This window comes from Geodermatophilus sp. SYSU D00700 (assembly GCF_054050255.1).
In genome coordinates this window covers 60,340-77,280 of record NZ_JBJGZA010000015.1, presented here as the reverse complement: position 1 = coordinate 77,280, position 16,941 = coordinate 60,340, and the positions used below count along the sequence as shown (strand labels likewise).

At 75.9% G+C, this 16,941-nt stretch carries 17 protein-coding genes; 8 read left to right on the top strand and 9 right to left on the bottom strand.

Features of this window, described 5'->3' with window-relative positions:
- Positions 1 to 60 precede the first annotated feature (60 nt).
- A complete protein-coding gene (locus ACI79V_RS13200; protein WP_456873300.1) occupies positions 61 to 420 on the bottom strand; it encodes a nuclear transport factor 2 family protein in 360 nt (119 codons plus the stop codon).
- A gap of 81 nt (positions 421 to 501) precedes the next feature.
- The gene (locus ACI79V_RS13195; protein WP_456889925.1) at positions 502 to 858 is read right to left on the bottom strand and encodes a nuclear transport factor 2 family protein; all 357 of its coding nucleotides are present in this window, start codon (positions 856 to 858) and stop codon (positions 502 to 504) included.
- Between the two features lie 128 nt (positions 859 to 986).
- Here ACI79V_RS13195 and ACI79V_RS13190 point away from each other — a divergent pair, with 128 nt between their 5' ends.
- From ACI79V_RS13190 to ACI79V_RS13180, 3 genes are all read left to right on the top strand, one after another.
- Complete coding sequence (locus ACI79V_RS13190; RefSeq protein ID WP_456889923.1) at positions 987 to 3,311, top strand: transketolase-like TK C-terminal-containing protein; 2,325 nt, start codon at positions 987 to 989, stop codon at positions 3,309 to 3,311.
- A gap of 156 nt (positions 3,312 to 3,467) precedes the next feature.
- Positions 3,468 to 4,790, top strand: a complete 1,323-nt coding sequence (locus ACI79V_RS13185; protein ID WP_456889921.1) for an ATP-dependent 6-phosphofructokinase — start codon at positions 3,468 to 3,470, stop codon at positions 4,788 to 4,790.
- Positions 4,791 to 4,900: 110 nt separating this feature from the next.
- A complete protein-coding gene (locus ACI79V_RS13180; RefSeq protein WP_456889920.1) occupies positions 4,901 to 5,434 on the top strand; it encodes a hypothetical protein in 534 nt (177 codons plus the stop codon).
- Between the two features lie 58 nt (positions 5,435 to 5,492).
- Here the strand turns inward: ACI79V_RS13180 and ACI79V_RS13175 are convergent, their stop codons facing one another.
- On the bottom strand, positions 5,493 to 6,563 hold the full coding sequence (locus ACI79V_RS13175) for a redoxin domain-containing protein (protein WP_456889918.1): 1,071 nt from the start codon (positions 6,561 to 6,563) through the stop codon (positions 5,493 to 5,495).
- A 135-nt stretch (positions 6,564 to 6,698) separates the two neighbouring features.
- Here ACI79V_RS13175 and ACI79V_RS13170 point away from each other — a divergent pair, with 135 nt between their 5' ends.
- The gene (locus ACI79V_RS13170; RefSeq protein WP_456889916.1) at positions 6,699 to 7,373 is read left to right on the top strand and encodes an MBL fold metallo-hydrolase; all 675 of its coding nucleotides are present in this window, start codon (positions 6,699 to 6,701) and stop codon (positions 7,371 to 7,373) included.
- Here the strand turns inward: ACI79V_RS13170 and ACI79V_RS13165 are convergent.
- The 4 genes from ACI79V_RS13165 to ACI79V_RS13150 form a co-directional block, all read right to left on the bottom strand.
- The gene (locus tag ACI79V_RS13165) at positions 7,370 to 7,996 is read right to left on the bottom strand and encodes a TetR/AcrR family transcriptional regulator (protein WP_456889915.1); all 627 of its coding nucleotides are present in this window, start codon (positions 7,994 to 7,996) and stop codon (positions 7,370 to 7,372) included. The genes ACI79V_RS13170 and ACI79V_RS13165 overlap by 4 nt on opposite strands.
- A gap of 40 nt (positions 7,997 to 8,036) precedes the next feature.
- Positions 8,037 to 8,834 carry a hypothetical protein gene (locus ACI79V_RS13160; RefSeq protein ID WP_456889913.1) on the bottom strand — a complete coding sequence of 266 codons (798 nt, stop codon included), beginning with the start codon at positions 8,832 to 8,834 and terminating at the stop codon, positions 8,037 to 8,039.
- Positions 8,831 to 9,826: an ABC transporter ATP-binding protein gene (locus tag ACI79V_RS13155; protein WP_456889911.1), complete on the bottom strand. Its 996-nt coding sequence runs from the start codon at positions 9,824 to 9,826 to the stop codon at positions 8,831 to 8,833. Before ACI79V_RS13155 ends, ACI79V_RS13160 begins: the two co-directional genes overlap by 4 nt.
- A gap of 98 nt (positions 9,827 to 9,924) precedes the next feature.
- Complete coding sequence (locus ACI79V_RS13150) at positions 9,925 to 10,308, bottom strand: alkyl sulfatase C-terminal domain-containing protein (RefSeq protein ID WP_456889909.1); 384 nt, start codon at positions 10,306 to 10,308, stop codon at positions 9,925 to 9,927.
- A 191-nt stretch (positions 10,309 to 10,499) separates the two neighbouring features.
- On the opposite strand from ACI79V_RS13150, the gene ACI79V_RS13145 reads away from it, so the two are divergent.
- Together ACI79V_RS13145 and ACI79V_RS13140 are read left to right on the top strand one after the other, a co-directional pair.
- Positions 10,500 to 10,655 (top strand): hypothetical protein, encoded by a 156-nt coding sequence (locus ACI79V_RS13145; RefSeq protein WP_456889907.1) that lies wholly within the window; start codon positions 10,500 to 10,502, stop codon positions 10,653 to 10,655.
- Between the two features lie 221 nt (positions 10,656 to 10,876).
- Positions 10,877 to 11,575, top strand: coding sequence for an HAD family hydrolase (locus ACI79V_RS13140; protein WP_456889904.1), 699 nt, complete (start codon positions 10,877 to 10,879; stop codon positions 11,573 to 11,575).
- A gap of 2 nt (positions 11,576 to 11,577) precedes the next feature.
- Here the strand turns inward: ACI79V_RS13140 and ACI79V_RS13135 are convergent, their stop codons facing one another.
- The gene (locus ACI79V_RS13135; RefSeq protein ID WP_456889902.1) at positions 11,578 to 12,756 is read right to left on the bottom strand and encodes an amidohydrolase family protein; all 1,179 of its coding nucleotides are present in this window, start codon (positions 12,754 to 12,756) and stop codon (positions 11,578 to 11,580) included.
- Positions 12,757 to 12,972: 216 nt separating this feature from the next.
- Positions 12,973 to 13,890, bottom strand: a complete 918-nt coding sequence (locus tag ACI79V_RS13130; RefSeq protein ID WP_456889900.1) for a RecB family exonuclease — start codon at positions 13,888 to 13,890, stop codon at positions 12,973 to 12,975.
- A gap of 86 nt (positions 13,891 to 13,976) precedes the next feature.
- Between ACI79V_RS13130 and ACI79V_RS13125 the strand changes: the two genes are divergently transcribed.
- A complete protein-coding gene (locus tag ACI79V_RS13125) occupies positions 13,977 to 14,915 on the top strand; it encodes a tRNA (adenine-N1)-methyltransferase (protein WP_456889898.1) in 939 nt (312 codons plus the stop codon).
- A gap of 157 nt (positions 14,916 to 15,072) precedes the next feature.
- Positions 15,073 to 16,854 (top strand): proteasome ATPase, encoded by a 1,782-nt coding sequence (gene arc, locus ACI79V_RS13120; protein ID WP_456873276.1) that lies wholly within the window; start codon positions 15,073 to 15,075, stop codon positions 16,852 to 16,854.
- The last annotated feature ends 87 nt before the right edge of the window (positions 16,855 to 16,941 follow it).

Genomic DNA, 16,941 nt, shown 5'->3' with positions numbered 1-16,941 from the left:
GGCCTTGCGGAGCCTCCACCTGGACGTCGCTCCCGTCGGCATGGGTCCGTCAGACACGCCCTACCGCTCGTACCGGACGTCCATGCGCTGCACCAGCCCGCCGGCGAGGCGGTAGACGTGGCGGACGGTGGTCCGCGACAGCAGGGTGCCGGCCGGGTCGCGGACGACGAGGGCGACGGTGACCTCGACCGCGCCGTCGGGGCGCTCCCGGATGGTGGTCGGCCGGGCGGAGGGGCGGATGTGCTGCCACTGGCGCTCCCAGTAGGCCCGGACGGCGTCCCGTCCGTGCACCCGGCCGCCCTCCCAGGCGTTGGGCCAGTCGACGTCGGGGCTGAGCACGGCGAGCACCCCGTCCAGGTCGTGCGCGCTGTAGGCCCGGTACAGCGACCGGATGACCTCGTCGCGGTCGGGGTCGGTCATGGTCGGCGTCCTCCGGGGACGGCGGTCCGATACCCAGCAGGGTCGCACGGACACCGGGCGTGTCGGGACCTCCCGGCGCGCCTACGCCTCGACGTCCATCCGGGCCACCAGGTCGCCGGCGGTGAACCGGTACACGTGGCGGACCGTCTCCCGCGACAGCACCGCCCCGCCCGGGTCGCGGAACACCTGCGCGACGGTGACCTCCACGGAGCCGTCGGGGCGCTCGCGGACGGCGGTGGGCCGGACCGAGGGCCGGACCTGCGCCCACTGGCGCTCCCAGTAGGCCCGGACGCCGTCGTGCCCGTGCACCCGGCCGCCCTCCCAGCCGTTGGGCCAGTCGACGTCGGGGCTCATCGCTCCGAGCACGGTGTCGAGGTCGCGGACGGTGAAGGCCCGGTACAGCGAGCGGAGCAGCTCCTCGCGGTCGGGTGCGGTCATCGGCTGCCGGCCTCCTCGGGCGACGGTCCGGTCGTGGCAGGGCAGGGTGGCACGCAGGACCTCGCCACGGGCGGACCACGGGCACGCGCCATCCTGTGGTCCCCCCACCGACGCCCGACAGGAGTCCGATGACGCTCGCCGCCCCGCGGCCGCCCGCCACCGGCGCCGACGACGCCGCCCTGCGCGAGATCGAGCAGCGCGTGCTGTGGCTGGCCACCGCGGTCGTCGACCACGCCAACCGGGTGCGCCCGAACCCGTCGGGTCTCAAGGTCGGCGGCCACCAGGCCTCCAGCGCCTCGATGGTGACGATCATGACCGCGCTGTGGCTGGAGCAGTTGCGCGCCGACGACCGGGTGTCGGTCAAGCCGCACGCCAGCCCGGTGCTGCACGCCCTGGAGTTCCTGCTCGGGCAGCTCGACGCCTCCTGGCTGACCACGCTGCGCCAGTTCGGCGGCCTGCAGTCCTACCCCTCGCGGCTCAAGGACCCGGTGCCGGCGGACTACTCCACCGGCTCGGTCGGCATCGGCGCCACCGCGCCGATCTGGGGCGCGCTGGCCCGCCGCTACGTCAACACCCAGTTCGGCGCCGGCGGCACCGGGCGGCAGTGGTCGCTGGTCGGCGACGCCGAGCTCGACGAGGGCGCGGTGTGGGAGGCCGTGCTCGACCCGATGGTCGCCGAGCTCGGCGAGGTCGTGTGGGTGGTCGACCTCAACCGGCAGTCGCTGGACCGCGTCGTCCCCACCATGGGCGTCCCCCGGCTGCAGGGGATGTTCGCCGCGGCCGGCTGGCAGGTGCTCACCGTCAAGTACGGCCGGCTGCTCGAGGAGCTGTTCACCCGTCCCGGCGGGCCGGCGCTGCGCGCCCGGATCGACGGCATGAGCAACGCCGAGTACCAGCGGATGGTCCGCCGCGCGCCGGCCGAGCTGCGCGCCCACCTGCCGGGGGAGGAGCCCGGCGCCGACGCGGTCGCCGCGCTGATCGCCGACGTGCCCGACGACGCCCTGGTGGCCGCGGTGCGCAACCTCGGCGGGCACGACCTGGCCGCGCTGCGGGAGGCCTTCGCGCAGATCGACGACACCCGCCCCACCGTCGTCATCGCCTACACGCTCAAGGGCTACGGCCTGGCCACCGAGGGCCACCCGCAGAACCACTCGGCGCTGCTCACCGAGGCGCAGTTGGGCGAGCTGGCCGCGCGCGTCGGCGTCGACCCGGCCGACCCCTGGGCCGGCTTCCCGGCCGGCAGCGCGCCGGCGCGGCTGCTCGCCGCCGCCGCCGAGCGGCTGGCCCGCACCCCGCCGGAGCAGGCCGCGGCGCCCGACGTCCCGGCCGACCTCGGCCGCACCCCCCACGGCACGGCCACCACCCAGGCGGCGCTGGGCCGCACGCTGCTCGACCTCAACCGCGCCGCGCCCGGGGTGGGCCGGCGGGTGGTCACCGTCAGCCCCGACGTGTCGAGCTCGACCAACCTCGGCGGCTGGGTGAACAAGGTCGGCGTCTGGTCGCACGAGGACCGGCGCAACTGGTTCGCCGACGACCCCGAGACGATCCTGCACTGGCGCGAGCGGCCCTCCGGCCAGCACGTCGAGCTCGGCATCGCCGAGACCAACCTGGTCGGCGCCATCGGCGAGCTGGGCGCCACCTGGTCCCGCTGGGGCCAGCCGCTGCTGCCGATCGGCGTGCTCTACGACCCCTTCGTCGGGCGGGCGCTGGAGCCGTGGTCGTTCACCGTCTACGCCGGCGGGCAGTCGCTGCTGGTGGGCACCCCGTCGGGGGTGACGCTGGCGCCCGAGGGCGGCGCGCACCAGTCGATCACCACGCCGTCGATCGGCCTGGAGCAGCCTGGCTGCCTCTCCTACGAGCCGGCGTTCGCGCTGGACGCCGAGTGGTGCCTGCTCGCCGCGCTCGGGCAGATGGGCCGCCCCGGCGGGCAGTCGGCCTACCTGCGGCTGTCCACCCGCCCGGTCGACCAGGCGCTGGCCGCCGTCCCGGCCGACCCCGCCGCCCGGGAGCGCCGCCGTCGCCAGGTGGTGGCCGGCGCCTACCCGCTGCGCCGGGTGCCGCGCCCGGCGGTGACCGTGGCCGCGATGGGCGCCGTCGTCCCCGAGGCCCTGGCCGCCGCCGAGCGCCTCGACGGGCTCGGGTTCCCCGCCGACGTGGTGGTGGTGACCAGCCCCGGCCTGCTGTTCCGCGCCGCGCAGGCCCGCCGCGGCCTGGACGAGGCCGCGCCCTGGGTGCTCGACACCGTGCTGCCCGCCGACCGGGCCACCCCGCTGCTCACCGTGCTCGACGGCCACCCGCACACACTGGCCTTCCTCGCCGGCGTGCGGAGCGTGCCGGCCACGCACCTGGGCGTCACCCGCTTCGGGCAGAGCGGCGACCTCGACAGCGTGTACCGGTACCACGGCCTCGACGTCGACTCGCTGGTCGGCGCCGCGCTCGACCTCGTCGACTGACGCCGTCCCCACCGCCCGGTGCCCGACCTCGCCCCGCAGCGCAGGGTCGGGCACTGGACGGTGCGGACGGCCGCACGGTCACGGATTCGACATGACGTCCTGATGACCGGGGTGCCGCGCGCAGCGCCGCGGCACCGGTGTGGAACCGTTGCACCTGTGATCGGACACGAGGACCTCGCCGTGCGGACGCTCGGTCCGTGCCGCATCGACTCGCCGCTGGCCGAGCGGCTCGCCTCGCGCGAGACGACGCAGCACTCGGTGGTGGAGGAGGACCGGATCCTCTTCGACGACACCATCTCCATGGCCGGCGCCCGCGGGCTGCCGGTCGAGCAGCTGCCCAGCCTCGAGCCCGGCGGCCCGCGCAAGCGCATCTACTTCGACCCGGCCAAGACCCGGGTCGGCATCGTCACCTGCGGCGGGCTGTGCCCGGGCCTCAACGACGTCATCCGCGGGCTGGTGCTGGAGCTGAGCCGGCACTACGGCGTGCGGCGCATCGTCGGCTTCCGCAACGGCTACCGCGGCTTCATCCCGCACTACGGCGAGGACGTCGTCGACCTCACCCCCGAGGTCGTCCAGCACATCGACGACGAGGGCGGCACCATCCTCGGCACCTCCCGGGGCGTGCAGGACCCCGAGGAGATCGTCGACGCCCTCGAGCGGCTCAACATCAACATCCTGTTCGTCGTCGGCGGGGACGGCACCATCCGCGGCGCCATGGAGGTCGTGCGGGTGATCGGCGAGCGCGGCCTGAAGGTGGCCGTGGTCGGGATCCCGAAGACCATCGACAACGACATCCCCTACATCGACCAGAGCTTCGGCTTCCAGACCGCCATGGCCGAGGCCACCAAGTCCATCCACGCGGCCAGCGTCGAGGCGCGGTCGGCGCCCGGCGGGGTGGGGCTGGTCAAGCTGATGGGCCGGCACTCCGGCTTCATCGCCTGCTACTCGGTGCTGGCCAAGGACGACGCCGACTACGTGCTCATCCCCGAGGTGCCCTTCGCGCTGCACGGCGAGCGCGGCTTCCTCGAGCACCTGCGCCGCCGGGTCGAGGACCGCGGGCACGCCGTCGTGGTGGTCGCCGAGGGCGCCGGCCAGGAGCACATCGGCGAGGAGGAGCCCGGGCGGGATGCGTCGGGCAACGTGCGGCTGGGCGACATCGGCCGGCTGCTGCGCCGGCTGGTCTGCGAGCACCTGGACAAGGCCGGGGTGGAGAACAACGTCCGCTACTTCGACCCGAGCTACGCCATCCGCAGCGTGCCGGCCAACCCCTACGACAGCGCCTACTGCCTGCGCCTGGCGCACGCCGCGGTGCACGCGGCGATGGCCGGGCGCACCGAGGTGATCGTCGCCCGCCGGCGGCGCCGGTTCGTGCACATCCCCATGCCGCTGGCGGTCAGCCGCCGCAACCACGTCGACCCGCTGGGCGACCTGTGGCTGTCGGTGCTGGAGGCCACCGGCCAGCCGGTGCGCTTCGAGTAGTCCTCACCCGGGCGGGTGGTCGCCCGCCGTCCGGCTGCAGCGGCCCGGCCGGCTGCCGATGGTCCGGTGTCAGGACAGCCGCCCGCCCGGACGACAGGACCCCGCGCCCCATGAGCAGCACCCCGCCGGCCCGCCGCGGCCGGTCCCGCCTCGCGCGGTCGGCCGCGGCCGCCGCGGTCGGCGCCGTCGTCGTCCTCGCGCCGGGGGTGGCCGGCGCGGCGCCGAACCGCTCGGCGCCGCCCGACGTCGTCCCGGTCGTCGACTGCGTCGTCCGGCACGACGACGGCAGCTGGACGGCGGTGTTCGGCTACGACAACCGCACCGGCGCGCCGGTGGAGATCCCGGTCGGCCCGGCCAACCGGGTCACGCCCACCGGGTACGGCAGCCCGCAGCCGACCACCTTCGACCCGGGCGTCCGGCACGGCGTGTTCGCCGTGACCGTGACCGGCGGCGGCGGGCCGATGTGGCACCTGGGCGGCACCAACCTGGCCGCGCGCACGGCCGACGCCGCCTGCCCGCCGGCCACGCAGATGCCGGCCGACGGCAACGGCACCGGCGTGGTGATCGGCGTCGCCGTGGCGGCCGGGGTCGGCGCGGTGGTCCTGCGCCGCGCCCGACGCCGCGCGGTCGCAGTCGGGAGCTGACCGCCCGCGGGCCGGCGCACGGGGGCCGGTCCGCGGGCGGTGCCCGGCCGGCGGCGGGTCAGCCGAACGTGAACGCGTAGACCCCGACGGCGGGGTCGGCGAACTCGATCTCGACCGTGCGACTCCCGACCGCGCCGTGCTGGCGCACCAGCTGGTACAGGCGCGGGCCGGTGACCTCGCCCTCTCCGGAGGCGTCCACGTCGTCCCCGGCGTCGGCACCGGGCGGGCGGCCGTCGAGCGACAGCCGGAACCGCGCGGCGGCCCCGGCCGGCGGCGCGACCACCAGGTGCAGGTCGCGGGCGTGGAAGCGGCAGCTCAGCCGCGCGCCGGCCTCCTCGGCCACCGCCGCCTCGCGGCCGATGGTCCAGCCGCCGGTCAGCGCCCAGTGCCCGGTGCGCAGGTGGGACGGCGCGGTGTAGGCGTGCGGCCGGTCGGCGACCAGCCGGCCGGGGGAGGCGAAGCCGGTGGTGCGGTCGTAGCCGAGGTAGGTCTCCGCGGAGCGCAGGGTGTCCCAGTCGGCGGGGGCCTCGATGCCGCGGGCGTCGACCGGCACCGGCTCGGGGCCGAGGTCGCCGGCGCCGGCCTCGGTGAGCAGCTGCCGGACGATGGCCTCGGTGTCCTCGTAGCCGCCCTCGCCGAAGGCGTGGTGGCGCAGCCGCCCGTCGGCGCCGACCAGGTACAGCGCCGGCCAGAAGTGGTTGTGGAAGGAGCGCCACACGGCGAAGTGGTCGTCGACGGCGACGGGGTAGCGGATCGACCGGTCCTGCACCGCGCGGCGGACGTGGTCGACGTCGTGCTCGAAGGAGAACTCCGGCGAGTGCACGCCGACCACGACCAGCCCCGAGCCGCGCCAGGCCTCCTCCCACGCGCGGACCCAGGGCAGCTGGCGCAGCCAGTTGATGCAGGTGAAGGTCCAGAAGTTGACCATGACGACCCGGCCGCGCAGGTCCGCGCCGGTCAGTGGGGGCGAGTTGAGCCACTCGGTGGCCCCGTCGAGGGAGAAGTCGGCCTCGACCGGCCACAGCGCGTCCTCGCCGTCGGCGATCCCGCGGTCCTCGGCCCGGACGTCGTCGGGGTGGAACAGCCGTCCGACGCGGCGGGCGGCGGGGATTAGGTGGTCGTTGGCCATGGCCGGGTCCTCTCCGGGGCGGGGTCACCGGTGCCAGCCTCGGCGCCGGCCGGGGTCCCTCGCGCCCGTGGGGATCCCTGGCCCGTGGGGATCCCCGGCCCGCCACCCCGGCCCGGGGTGCGCCAGACTCGGCCGGTGCCCGCGCAGCTCCGGCAGCTCGCCGACGGCGTCTGGTCCGGCCCGACGGTGCCCGGGCCGTGGCTCAACCTGGTCGTGGTCGACGACGTGGTCGTCGACTCCGGGGTGCGCTGGTCGCGGCGCCGGCTCGCGGCCCTGCTGCGCGGGCGTGACGTCGCCGCGCACGTCGTCACCCACGCGCACGCCGACCACCTCGGGTCGACCGCCTGGCTGTGCGCCACCCTGGGCACCCGGCTGGAGATGGGCCACGGCGACGCCGACCGCTTCGAGTCCGGGCGCATCGACACCGTGACCAGCCGGGTCGGGCGGGCCGTGGCCCGGCTGGCCGACCCCGAGCGGGCACCGGTCGACCGGCGGCTGCGCGAGGGGGACGCCGTGGGGTCCTTCCGGGTCGTCGAGGTCCCCGGTCACAGCCCGGGCACCATCGCGCTGTGGCGGGAGGCCGACCGCACCCTCGTGGTGGGCGACGGCCCGGTCAACCTGTCCCGCGACCCCCGCCGCCCGCGGTGGCTGCACCTGCCGGCGTCGCTGCACCACGACCCCGCAGCGGTGCGGCGCTCCCGGCGCCGTCTCGCCGGGCTCGAGCCGGCGCTGGTCGTGCCGGTGCACGGCCACCCCGTCCGGGACCCCGGCGGCTGGGCCCGGGCCTTGGCGGGGGAGCCGCCGTCCTAGCGGGACCCGGCGTCGGGGGAGGACGGCGCCCGCGGGGCGATCCCGTCGACGAACAGGGTGACGACCTCGCGGATGCCGCGCTCGTCGAGGCCGCCCGGGGCCGCCAGCGGGCTGGTCTGCACGCCGAAGAGGGTGGCGAGCAGGACCACCGCCGTGCGCGTCGGGTCGAGGTCGGCACGCACGCGGCCGAGGTCGCGCTCGGCGCGCAGGTAGTCGGCGAGCAGCTGCGGAGGGCCGCCCCGCGCCGCGATCGCCTCCTCGAGCGCGGTTCCCGCCAGCTGCCGCTGCAGCTCGGGGGTGGCCGCCATGGCCAGCTCCAGGGGGACGACGGCCTCCCGCAGCCGGGAGAGCTCGACGAGGACCTCGGTGAGGACGTCGGCCACCGGCCGGTCCCCGGCGCGGGCGGGCAGGTCGGCCAGCCACTCGGCCGGCCCCCGCTGGCCCTCGAGGGCCGCGGCGACGAACAGCGCCCGCTTGTCGGGGAAGTGGCGGTAGATCGAGCCCTCGGCCACCCCGGCGCGTTCGGCGATGGCCCGGGTCGTGGCGTCGTGGTATCCCACCTCGGCGACGAGCTCGGTCGCGGCCCGGATCAGGGCTGCCCGGGTGTCGGCGCCGCGCGGCATGGTCAGGGCTCCCGGGTCGGCGGTGCGGCGCCGGACGGGGTCAGTCGGTGATGTCACGGCGCCGGAAGACGGCGAGTGAGGCGGCGGCCGCGACGACGACGTAGGCGAGGCCCAGCCCCAGGGCGCCACTGTAGGCGAGGTCGGCCGTGCCGCCCTGGGCGAGGGCGGTGATCGTCGTGCCCGGCAGCCACTCGCGGAGGGACTCGACGGCCACGGTGAGGACCGCCTCGACCAGCAGGACGTACCCGACGCCGATGCCGATGGCGATCCCGGCCGACCGGGTGACGGTGGCCAGGGCCAGGCCGATCGTGCCCCAGACCAGCAGGGACAGGTACAGGTTCACGGCCGCGCCGAGCACGACGGAGACCACGTCGTCGCCCCAGGCGGTGGGCTCGTACCCGCCCGCGGAGGCGGCGACCGGCGCCACCAGGAGGTTGACCAGGACGGCGGTGAGCGTCGCGCCGGCGGTGGTGATCGCCAGGGCGACCCACTTGCCGGCGAGCAGGCGCCAGCGGCGGGGTTCGGCGGCGGCGAGGACCCGCACCAGGCCGGTCGACCAGTCCGACGCCGAGGCCAGCGCCCAGAAGGCGAGGGCGATGACGCCGGAGAAGGACGAGGCGGCGCCGAGGCCCGCGACGATCCCCTCGCTGCTGAGCAGCTCGGCGGCGCTGGGGAACGTGACGCCGGGCCCGTTCTCGGCCGGGGGCGCGCCCGGCTCGACGACCTGGAACACCACCAAGTCGACCAGCACGGTGAACAGCGCCGTGAGGCCGAGCCAGCCGACCAGGATGCTGCGCCGGCGGAGCCGGACCAGCTCGCTGCGGACGACGGCGGTCACCGGGACCCCTCCGCGGTTGCCGCGCGGGAGGCGGCCAGCTCGCCGTCGTCGCTGCCGGTCATCGCGAGGAAGACCGACTCGAGACTGTCGCGCGTGACGGTCAGGGCGCGCAGGGTGATGCCGGCCGCGGCGGCGGCCCGGTTGACCGCCGCCGCGGCGTCGGTGTCGGTGGACACGCGCAGCCGGCCGGGCGCCGCCGCGGAGACGTCCCACCCGGCCCGGGCGAGGACGCCGCCGAGCCGCTCGGTGTCGGCCACGTGCTCGGGGGCGACGTCGACGTGCGTCGCGGCGCGGGCCAGCAGGTCGGCGACGGTCCCGTTGTAGAGCAGGACGCCGAAGCGGATGACGACCAGGTGGGTGCAGATGCTCTCGATCTCCGAGAGCAGGTGCGAGGACACGACCACCGTGCGGCCGGACCGGCCCAGCCGCTGGAGCAGGGCCCGGATCTCGACGATGCCCGCGGGGTCGAGGCCGTTGGTCGGCTCGTCGAGGACCAGCAGGGCGGGGTCGGGCAGGAGCGCGGCCGCGATGCCCAGGCGCTGCTTCATGCCCAGGGAGAAGCGCCGGACCGGCTCCCGGTCGCGGCCGAGGAGGCCGACGACGTCGAGCACCTCGTCCACCCGGCCGGTGGGCACCCCGCGCAGGCGGGCGAGGGACACGAGGTTGGCCCGCGCGGAGATCCCGGGCACGAAGGCGGGGCTCTCGATCAGCGCGCCGACCCGGCCGGCGTAGGCCGTCGGGTCGGTGATCGGCTCGCCGAGGACCTCGCCGGTGCCCCCGCTCGGGCGGACCAGCCCGAGCAGCATGCGGATCAGGGTGGACTTGCCGGAACCGTTGGGGCCGACCAGGCCGACCACGCCGCCGGCGGGCAGCGTCAGGGTCAGGTCGTCGACGGCCACGACGGGGCCGAAGGTCCGACGCAGCGCGGTGGTGCGCAGTGAGGTCGTGGAGGTGGGCGTGGTGGTGGACGGGGAGGCCGGAGCCGCTGGCATGGTGCTTCTCCTCCAACAGGGGACAGCGAGGTGAGTGAGTACTCACTCACGTTGTACACCCGTCGGAGGCCGGTGTCACGTCCGGGCCGGCGGCCGGGTCAGGGCGTCACGACGGGGAAGGCCCGGTCGGGTGCGGTGAGGCAGTCCTGGAGCCGTGTCCACGCCGCCGGATCGCCCACGTGCTTGGTGCCCTCGAGGCCGTGTCCGGCCAGGACACCGAGCAGCTGGGCCCTCGTGAGGGTGACCTCCAGGTCCGCGTCGGCGGCCGACCGGGGGTCGGTCGGCTGGATGAGCGCCGGTGCGGGTGACGTCCACGGTGGGTGCGAGCAGCCCCGGCGTGCCGGTGGACCCGGCGATGCCCAGGCCGGTGCTCGTCTGACCGGTCGGACCGGCGCCGCGCCTCGGCATGGCGCGGCCGGCGTAGACGTTCTCCGACACCGCGGGCTCCAGGCAGCCCGCCGGGGCGAGGATCGGGACGCCACTGGCGCCGTCGGGCAGCACGCCGCGGACCCCGCCGAAGCGGTCGCCGTGGGAGTGCGTGTAGACCATCCCGGTCACCGCGGTTCCGGCGGTACAGCGCGAGGCCCGCCGCGGCGGTCTCGGCCGAGATGACCGGGTCGACGAACCCCCGCTCGGCGTTCTCGGACTGCACGAGGACCTGGCCCGCGCCGGCGTGGCCCTGGCCGTCGTGCACCCCGTCGGGCAGGTGCGCGACGTCCTGCGCCGGGCCCTGGCCGAGCGCGAGCGCCCCGCGGTGTTCGCGACCGTGGACGAGGCCGTCGCGGACGCCCGCCCCGCGGCACCGCCCCCCGCCGGGCCACGTCCCTGACCGGCCGGTGCGAGCCTCGTCTCACGCGGGGTCGACGGCGGCGCGGGGGCGCGGCCGGCTGGGACACTGGGGACCGGTGGCCATCCACCGTGCCCGCCGGCACCGGGCCCGACGACGGGCCCGCGGCGCGCGCGGCGTGGCCGTGACCGTGTCCGAGACCGTTCCCGCTGCGTGCCCGCCGGGCAGCCGGGAGCCGCCCGACCGAGGGAACCGCCGATCGCATGCCCGACGACCTCGCCGCCGTCCTGTTCGACATGGACGGCACGCTCGTGGAGACCGAGCAGCACTGGGGGACGGCGCTGTTCGCCCTCGCCCGCCGCCTGGGCGGTGAGCTGAGCCCTGCCGCTCGCGAGGCCATCGTCGGCACCAGCATGCGCACCTCGATGGAGCTGGTGTACGCCGACCTCGGCCTCGACCGCGCGGCCGGGTGGCAGGCCGACGCCGCCTGGGTCGAGGACGTCGTCGCCGGGCTGCTGGCGGCGGAGGTGTCCTGGCGCCCCGGTGCCCGTGAGCTGCTCCGGGAGGTCCGCGCGGCGGCCCTGCCCACCGCCCTGGTGACGACGACGCCGCGCCGCCTCGCCGACCTGGTCATCGCGCAGCTGGTCCGCGATCTCGACGTGCCGCCCTTCGACCTGACCGTCTGCGGCGACGAGGTGCCCGCCCGCAAGCCCGACCCGGCGCCCTACCTGCAGGCCGCCGCGGCGCTCGGTGTCGACCCCGCCGGCTGCGTGGTCGTCGAGGACTCCGCGTCCGGGGTCGCCGCGGGCCTGGCCGCCGGCTGCGCCGTGCTCGGGGTCCCGTCGCTGCAGCCGCTGGCGCCCGCGCCGGGCCTGGTGCTGCGGGACACGCTGGCCGGCGTGGGTGTCGCCGACCTCGAGGGGCTGCTGCTCGACCGGCAGCCGGCGGCCCCGCGCGGCTGAGGTCAGGCCGCCGGCACCACCTCGCGGCCGCGGGAGACGACGAGCGCGACCCGCTCGAGCGCGAGCGGGTCGGTCGTGGGGTCGCCGTGGACCAGCAGCAGGTCGGCGTCCAGGCCCGGTGCGAGCCGTCCGGTGCGCCCGCCCAGGCCGCAGGCCCGGGCCGCCGCGGAGGTCGCCGTCGCCAGCGCCGCCACCGCAGGCAGCCCGCCGCCGGCGAGCGCGGCGACGGCCCGCGCGAGGATCCCGTGCGGCTTGCCCGGCGTGATGCCGGCGTCGACCCCGCTGACCAGCGTCACGCCGGCCCCGTGCAGCCGGGCGCACTCCGCCGCGCGGGCCTCCTGGGTGAGCCCGAGGCGGGTGAAGAGCTCCCGGGCGGGTGGCGCGGGCAGGCTGCCCGGCGTGGTGCCCAGCGTGGGGCACACGGCGGTGCCCGCGCGGGCGAGGTCCGCGGTGAGGTCCGGTGGGATCCCCCAGCCGGCGCCGTCCAGGCACAGGGCGTGTTCGATGCCGTCGACGCCGGCGGCCACCACCTGCCGGATGGCGGCCAGCGGGTAGGCGTGCGCGGTCACCGGGAGGCCGAGCCGGTGCGCCTCGTCGACCACCGCCCGCACCTCGGCGTCGGTGAACTGGCAGGCGGTCGCGTCGGTGCCCGGCGTGAGCAGCCCGCCGCTGGCCATCAGCTTCACCACCCCGGCACCGCGCCCGGCGCGCTCCCGCACCGCGGCCCGCAGCGCCTCGACGCCGCGGGCCTGACCGCCCATCGCCCAGCAGTGCCCGCCCGGTGAGGTGATCGGGGGCCCGGCCGCGACCACGGTGGGCCCGGTGCGCGGCGCCCGCTCGACGACGGCCCAGTCGACGTCGCCCAGGTCGCGCACCGTGGTCACCCCGGCGGCCAGGTGCTGCTGCAGGCTCCTCGCCACGATCGCGTCGACCTGGTCGGGGGTCAGCTCCGGCAGCTGGTCCAGCGCCCGCGGGCCGGCGTCGCCGCAGAGGTGCACGTGCGTGTCGACCAGCCCGGGCAGCAGCGTCGTCCCCGGCAGGGCGGTCACCTCGGTGCCGTCGGGTGCGGCGGCCCACGCGGGCTCGACGCCGGCGATGCGGCCGTCCTCGACGAGCACCAGCGCACCGCCGGGCAGCAGCCGCTCGCCGTCGAAGGCGCGCTCGGCCCGGTATCCCCGCATGCGGGCCCCCCGGGGTCGGGGACGGTGGCGGGCCCGACGCTGGTGCCGGGCACCGCGCCGGTCAACGGGACCGGGCGCGTTCCGCTGTTCGTACCGTTATCCCCAACGCTGCCACGGACACGGCCGTGGGCGGCACCGACCAGGAGGGCACCGACCGGGAACGGCACCGGCGGACGGCCACCGCGCGTGGGCTCGCGAGCGGTGAGGGGCTCGCCGTCAGTCGCGCTCGACGACCGGCAGCGTCGCCCACCCGGCCGCGGCCGCCGCCTCGGCGGGGAACGGCGGGGGAGTGCCGCCGAAGGAGGGGCACAGCGCCTGGTGGTCGCACCAGTCGCACAGCCGGGTGCGGTTGGGCCGGAAGTCGCCGGTGGCCACCGCCCGCTCGATCGCCGCCCAGATCGCCAGCAGCGTGCGCTCGAAGCGCACCAGCTCGCCCTCGTCGGGGGCGTAGGTGAGGGCCTCGCCGTCGCCGAGGTAGATGAGCTTGAGCTGGCTGGCCACCACGCCGCGGGTGCGCCACAGCACCAGGGCGTAGAACTTCATCTGGAACAGCGCCTTGGCCTCGAACGCCTCCCGCGGCATCGAGCCGGTCTTGTAGTCGACCACCCGCAGCGCGCCGTTGCGGGCGACGTCGAGCCGGTCGACGTAGCCGCGCAACAGCAGCCCGTCGGGCAGGGTCACCTCGACCAGCTGCTCGCGGCCCTCGGGCTGGATGCGGGTCGGGTCCTCCAGCCGGAAGTAGGTCTCGACCAGCTTGCCGGCCGACTCCAGCCACGCCTCCAGCGACGGCGGCTGCTCGCCGTCCTCGCCCGGGGCGAACAGCGCCGCGACCTCCGGGTCGGCGCGCAGCTCCTCCCACGCCGGGCCGACCAGCTCACGGGCGGCCTCGACGGTGCGCTGGGCCTGCGGCAGGTCGTAGAGCCGCTCGAGGACGGCGTGCACCAGGGTGCCGCGCACCGCCGCCGCGCTGCGCCTCTCGGGCAACCGGTCGATGGTGCGGAAGCGGTAGAGCAGCGGGCAGGTCTTGAAGTCCGCCGCACGGCTGGGCGACAGCGACGGCCGGCGCGGCGCGGTCCCTCCGGGGGACTGCTCACCGTCACCGGGTGCCGTGTCGGGGAAGACGACTGCCGTCATGGGTTCGAGGCTAGGTCGCTCCTCCGACAGTTCCGAGTGCCCGCGCCGGACGGACCCGTCCGGCCGCTCGCCTAGGCTGGCCGCCCGTGGACCCGCAGCCCGAGCCCAGCCAGACCGCGGCGAGCGCCGCGCCCGCGCCCGCCTCCGACCCGGTCCCCGAGCGCGCTCCCGGGAGCCGCGGGGGGCAGGAGGCTCCCTCGCCGGTGCCGGGCGCCTTCGCCGCCGGCGACCGGGTGCAGCTCACCGACCCGAAGGGCCGGCTGCACACCGTCGTCCTCGAACCGGGCAGGCAGTTCCACACCCACCGCGGCGCCATCGCCCACGACGACCTCATCGGCGCCCCCGAGGGCTCGGTCGTGCACTCCACCGCCAACACCGGCTACCTGGCGCTGCGGCCGTTGCTGGCCGACTTCGTGCTGTCCATGCCGCGCGGGGCCCAGGTCATCTACCCCAAGGACGCCGCGCAGATCGTCGGCAGCGGCGACATCGGCCCCGGCATGCGGGTGCTGGAGGCCGGCGCCGGGTCGGGGGCGCTGACCTGCTCGCTGCTGCGCGCCGTCGGCGAGCACGGCCGGGTGACCAGCTACGAGCGGCGGGAGGACTTCGCCGACGTCGCCCGCGGCAACGTCGGCGCCTTCTTCGGCGGGGTGCCGGACACCTGGGACCTGCGGCTGGGCGACCTCGCCGACCACCCCGCCGAGGAGGTCGTCGACCGGGTCGTGCTCGACATGCTCGAGCCCTGGGCGGTGCTGCCCACCGTCGCCGCGGCGCTGCGCCCCGGCGGCGTGCTCGTCGGCTACGTGGCCACGGTCACCCAGCTGTCGACCTACGTCGAGGCGCTGCGCGCCCAGGGCTGCTGGACCGAGCCCTACGCCTGGGAGTCGCTGGTGCGCCCCTGGCACGCCGTCGGCCTCGCGGTGCGTCCCGAGCACCGCATGGTCGCCCACACCGCGTTCCTGGTGACCGCCCGCCGGCTGGCGGAGGGCGTCGTCGCCCCGGTGCGCCAGCGCCGTCCGCAGAAGTAGAAGGACCCCGGTGCCCCCCACCCCTCGCAGGCTCGGGGCGGGCCCCTGCACCGGGGCCGCTCAGGCGCGTCACCTCCCGCGCGAGCCCCGGGCAGGGTGTCGGTCGGCGTGTATAGATTTGCCTCCTGGCTCCCCCTGATGTGTGCGGAGGTGCGCGATGGGCCCCGGCCATGGCGATGGTCCCGACGAGTTCCGAGCGCGGCGCGAGCGTGACGTCTCCGCCCTGCTCGCCCAGATCTCCTACCTCGAGGAGGAGATCGGCCTGCTGCGCCGCAAGGTGTCCGAGAGCCCGCGCCAGGTGCGGGTGCTGGAGGAGCGGATCGCCGAGGCGGAGGGCCGCGCGGCCTTCCTCTCCGAGCGCAACGACAAGCTGGCCGGCACGCTGCGCGACGCCCGCGAGCAGCTGGTCACGCTCAAGGAGGAGGTCGACCGGCTCGGCCAGCCGCCGTCGGGCTACGGCGTCTTCCTCGGCCGGCACGACGACGGCACCGTCGACGTCTTCACCGGCGGCCGCAAGCTGCGGGTGTCGGTCTCCCCGGCGGTCGAGGGCGAGGCGCTGCGCCCCGGCCAGGAGGTCATGCTCAACGAGGCGATGAACGTCGTCGAGGCGCTCGGCTTCGAGAAGCAGGGCGACGTCGTCATGCTCAAGGAGCTGCTCGAGCCCCTCGACGGCGTCACCCAGCGCGCGCTGGTCATCGGCCACACCGACGAGGAGCGCGTGGTCTTCCTCGCCGACTCCCTCACCGACCAGCCGCTGCGGGTCGGTGACTCGCTGCTGCTGGAGTCCCGGTCGGGCTACGTCTACGAGCGGATCCCCAAGAGCGAGGTCGAGGAGCTCGTCCTCGAGGAGGTCCCCGACATCGACTACTCCGACATCGGTGGCCTGGCCCGGCAGATCGAGCAGATCCGCGACGCCGTCGAGCTGCCGTTCCTGCACGCCGACCTGTTCCGCGAGTACGAGCTGCGCCCGCCCAAGGGCATCCTGCTCTACGGCCCGCCCGGCTGCGGCAAGACGCTCATCGCCAAGGCGGTGGCCAACTCGCTGGCCAAGAAGGTCGCCGCGGTGAAGGGGGAGGGGCAGGCCAAGTCCTACTTCCTCAACATCAAGGGCCCGGAGCTGCTCAACAAGTACGTCGGCGAGACCGAGCGGCACATCCGGCTGGTGTTCCAGCGCGCCCGGGAGAAGGCCAGCGAGGGCACGCCGGTCATCGTGTTCTTCGACGAGATGGACTCGATCTTCCGCACCCGCGGGTCGGGCGTGTCCTCCGACGTGGAGTCCACGATCGTCCCGCAGCTGCTCAGCGAGATCGACGGCGTCGAGGGCCTGGAGAACGTCATCGTCATCGGCGCCTCCAACCGCGAGGACATGATCGACCCGGCGATCCTGCGCCCCGGCCGGCTCGACGTGAAGATCAAGATCGAGCGGCCCGACGCCGAGGCCGCCCGCGACATCTTCAGCAAGTACCTGACGCCGTCGCTGCCCATCCACCCCGACGACCTCGCCGAGAACGGCGGCAGCGCCGAGGCGACCATCCAGGCGATGATCCAGCGCACCGTCGAGCGGATGTACACCGAGAGCGAGGAGAACCGCTTCCTCGAGGTCACCTACGCCAACGGGGACAAGGAGGTCCTGTACTTCCGGGACTTCAACTCCGGGGCGATGCTGCAGAACATCGTCGACCGGGCCAAGAAGATGGCCATCAAGGAGAGCCTGGAGACCGGCTCGCGCGGCCTGCGGGTCGGCCACCTGATGCAGGCCTGCGTCGACGAGTTCAAGGAGAACGAGGACCTGCCCAACACCACCAACCCCGACGACTGGGCACGGATCTCGGGCAAGAAGGGCGAGCGGATCGTCTACATCCGCACGCTCATCAGCGGCAAGGGCAACGACTCCGGCCGCGCCATCGACACGGCCACCAACACCGGCCAGTACCTCTGAGCCGGTCCCGGCCACCCCGTCGCCGGCACGGGGTGGCCGGGCACCGCGCCGCGGCCCGGGGCCGTTGCGCCCCTCGTCGCCGCGTGC

Coding starts and splice junctions, on each gene's coding strand:
- arc (WP_456873276.1), top strand. CDS start 15,073: ATGGGCCCCGGCCATGGCGATGGTCCCGACGAGTTCCGAGCGCGGCGC.
- ACI79V_RS13165 (WP_456889915.1), bottom strand. CDS start 7,996: ATGCCGCGCGGCGCCGACACCCGGGCAGCCCTGATCCGGGCCGCGACC.
- ACI79V_RS13195 (WP_456889925.1), bottom strand. CDS start 858: ATGACCGCACCCGACCGCGAGGAGCTGCTCCGCTCGCTGTACCGGGCC.
- ACI79V_RS13135 (WP_456889902.1), bottom strand. CDS start 12,756: ATGCGGGGATACCGGGCCGAGCGCGCCTTCGACGGCGAGCGGCTGCTG.
- ACI79V_RS13140 (WP_456889904.1), top strand. CDS start 10,877: ATGCCCGACGACCTCGCCGCCGTCCTGTTCGACATGGACGGCACGCTC.
- ACI79V_RS13155 (WP_456889911.1), bottom strand. CDS start 9,826: ATGCCAGCGGCTCCGGCCTCCCCGTCCACCACCACGCCCACCTCCACG.
- ACI79V_RS13180 (WP_456889920.1), top strand. CDS start 4,901: ATGAGCAGCACCCCGCCGGCCCGCCGCGGCCGGTCCCGCCTCGCGCGG.
- ACI79V_RS13190 (WP_456889923.1), top strand. CDS start 987: ATGACGCTCGCCGCCCCGCGGCCGCCCGCCACCGGCGCCGACGACGCC.
- ACI79V_RS13175 (WP_456889918.1), bottom strand. CDS start 6,563: ATGGCCAACGACCACCTAATCCCCGCCGCCCGCCGCGTCGGACGGCTG.
- ACI79V_RS13200 (WP_456873300.1), bottom strand. CDS start 420: ATGACCGACCCCGACCGCGACGAGGTCATCCGGTCGCTGTACCGGGCC.
- ACI79V_RS13130 (WP_456889900.1), bottom strand. CDS start 13,890: ATGACGGCAGTCGTCTTCCCCGACACGGCACCCGGTGACGGTGAGCAG.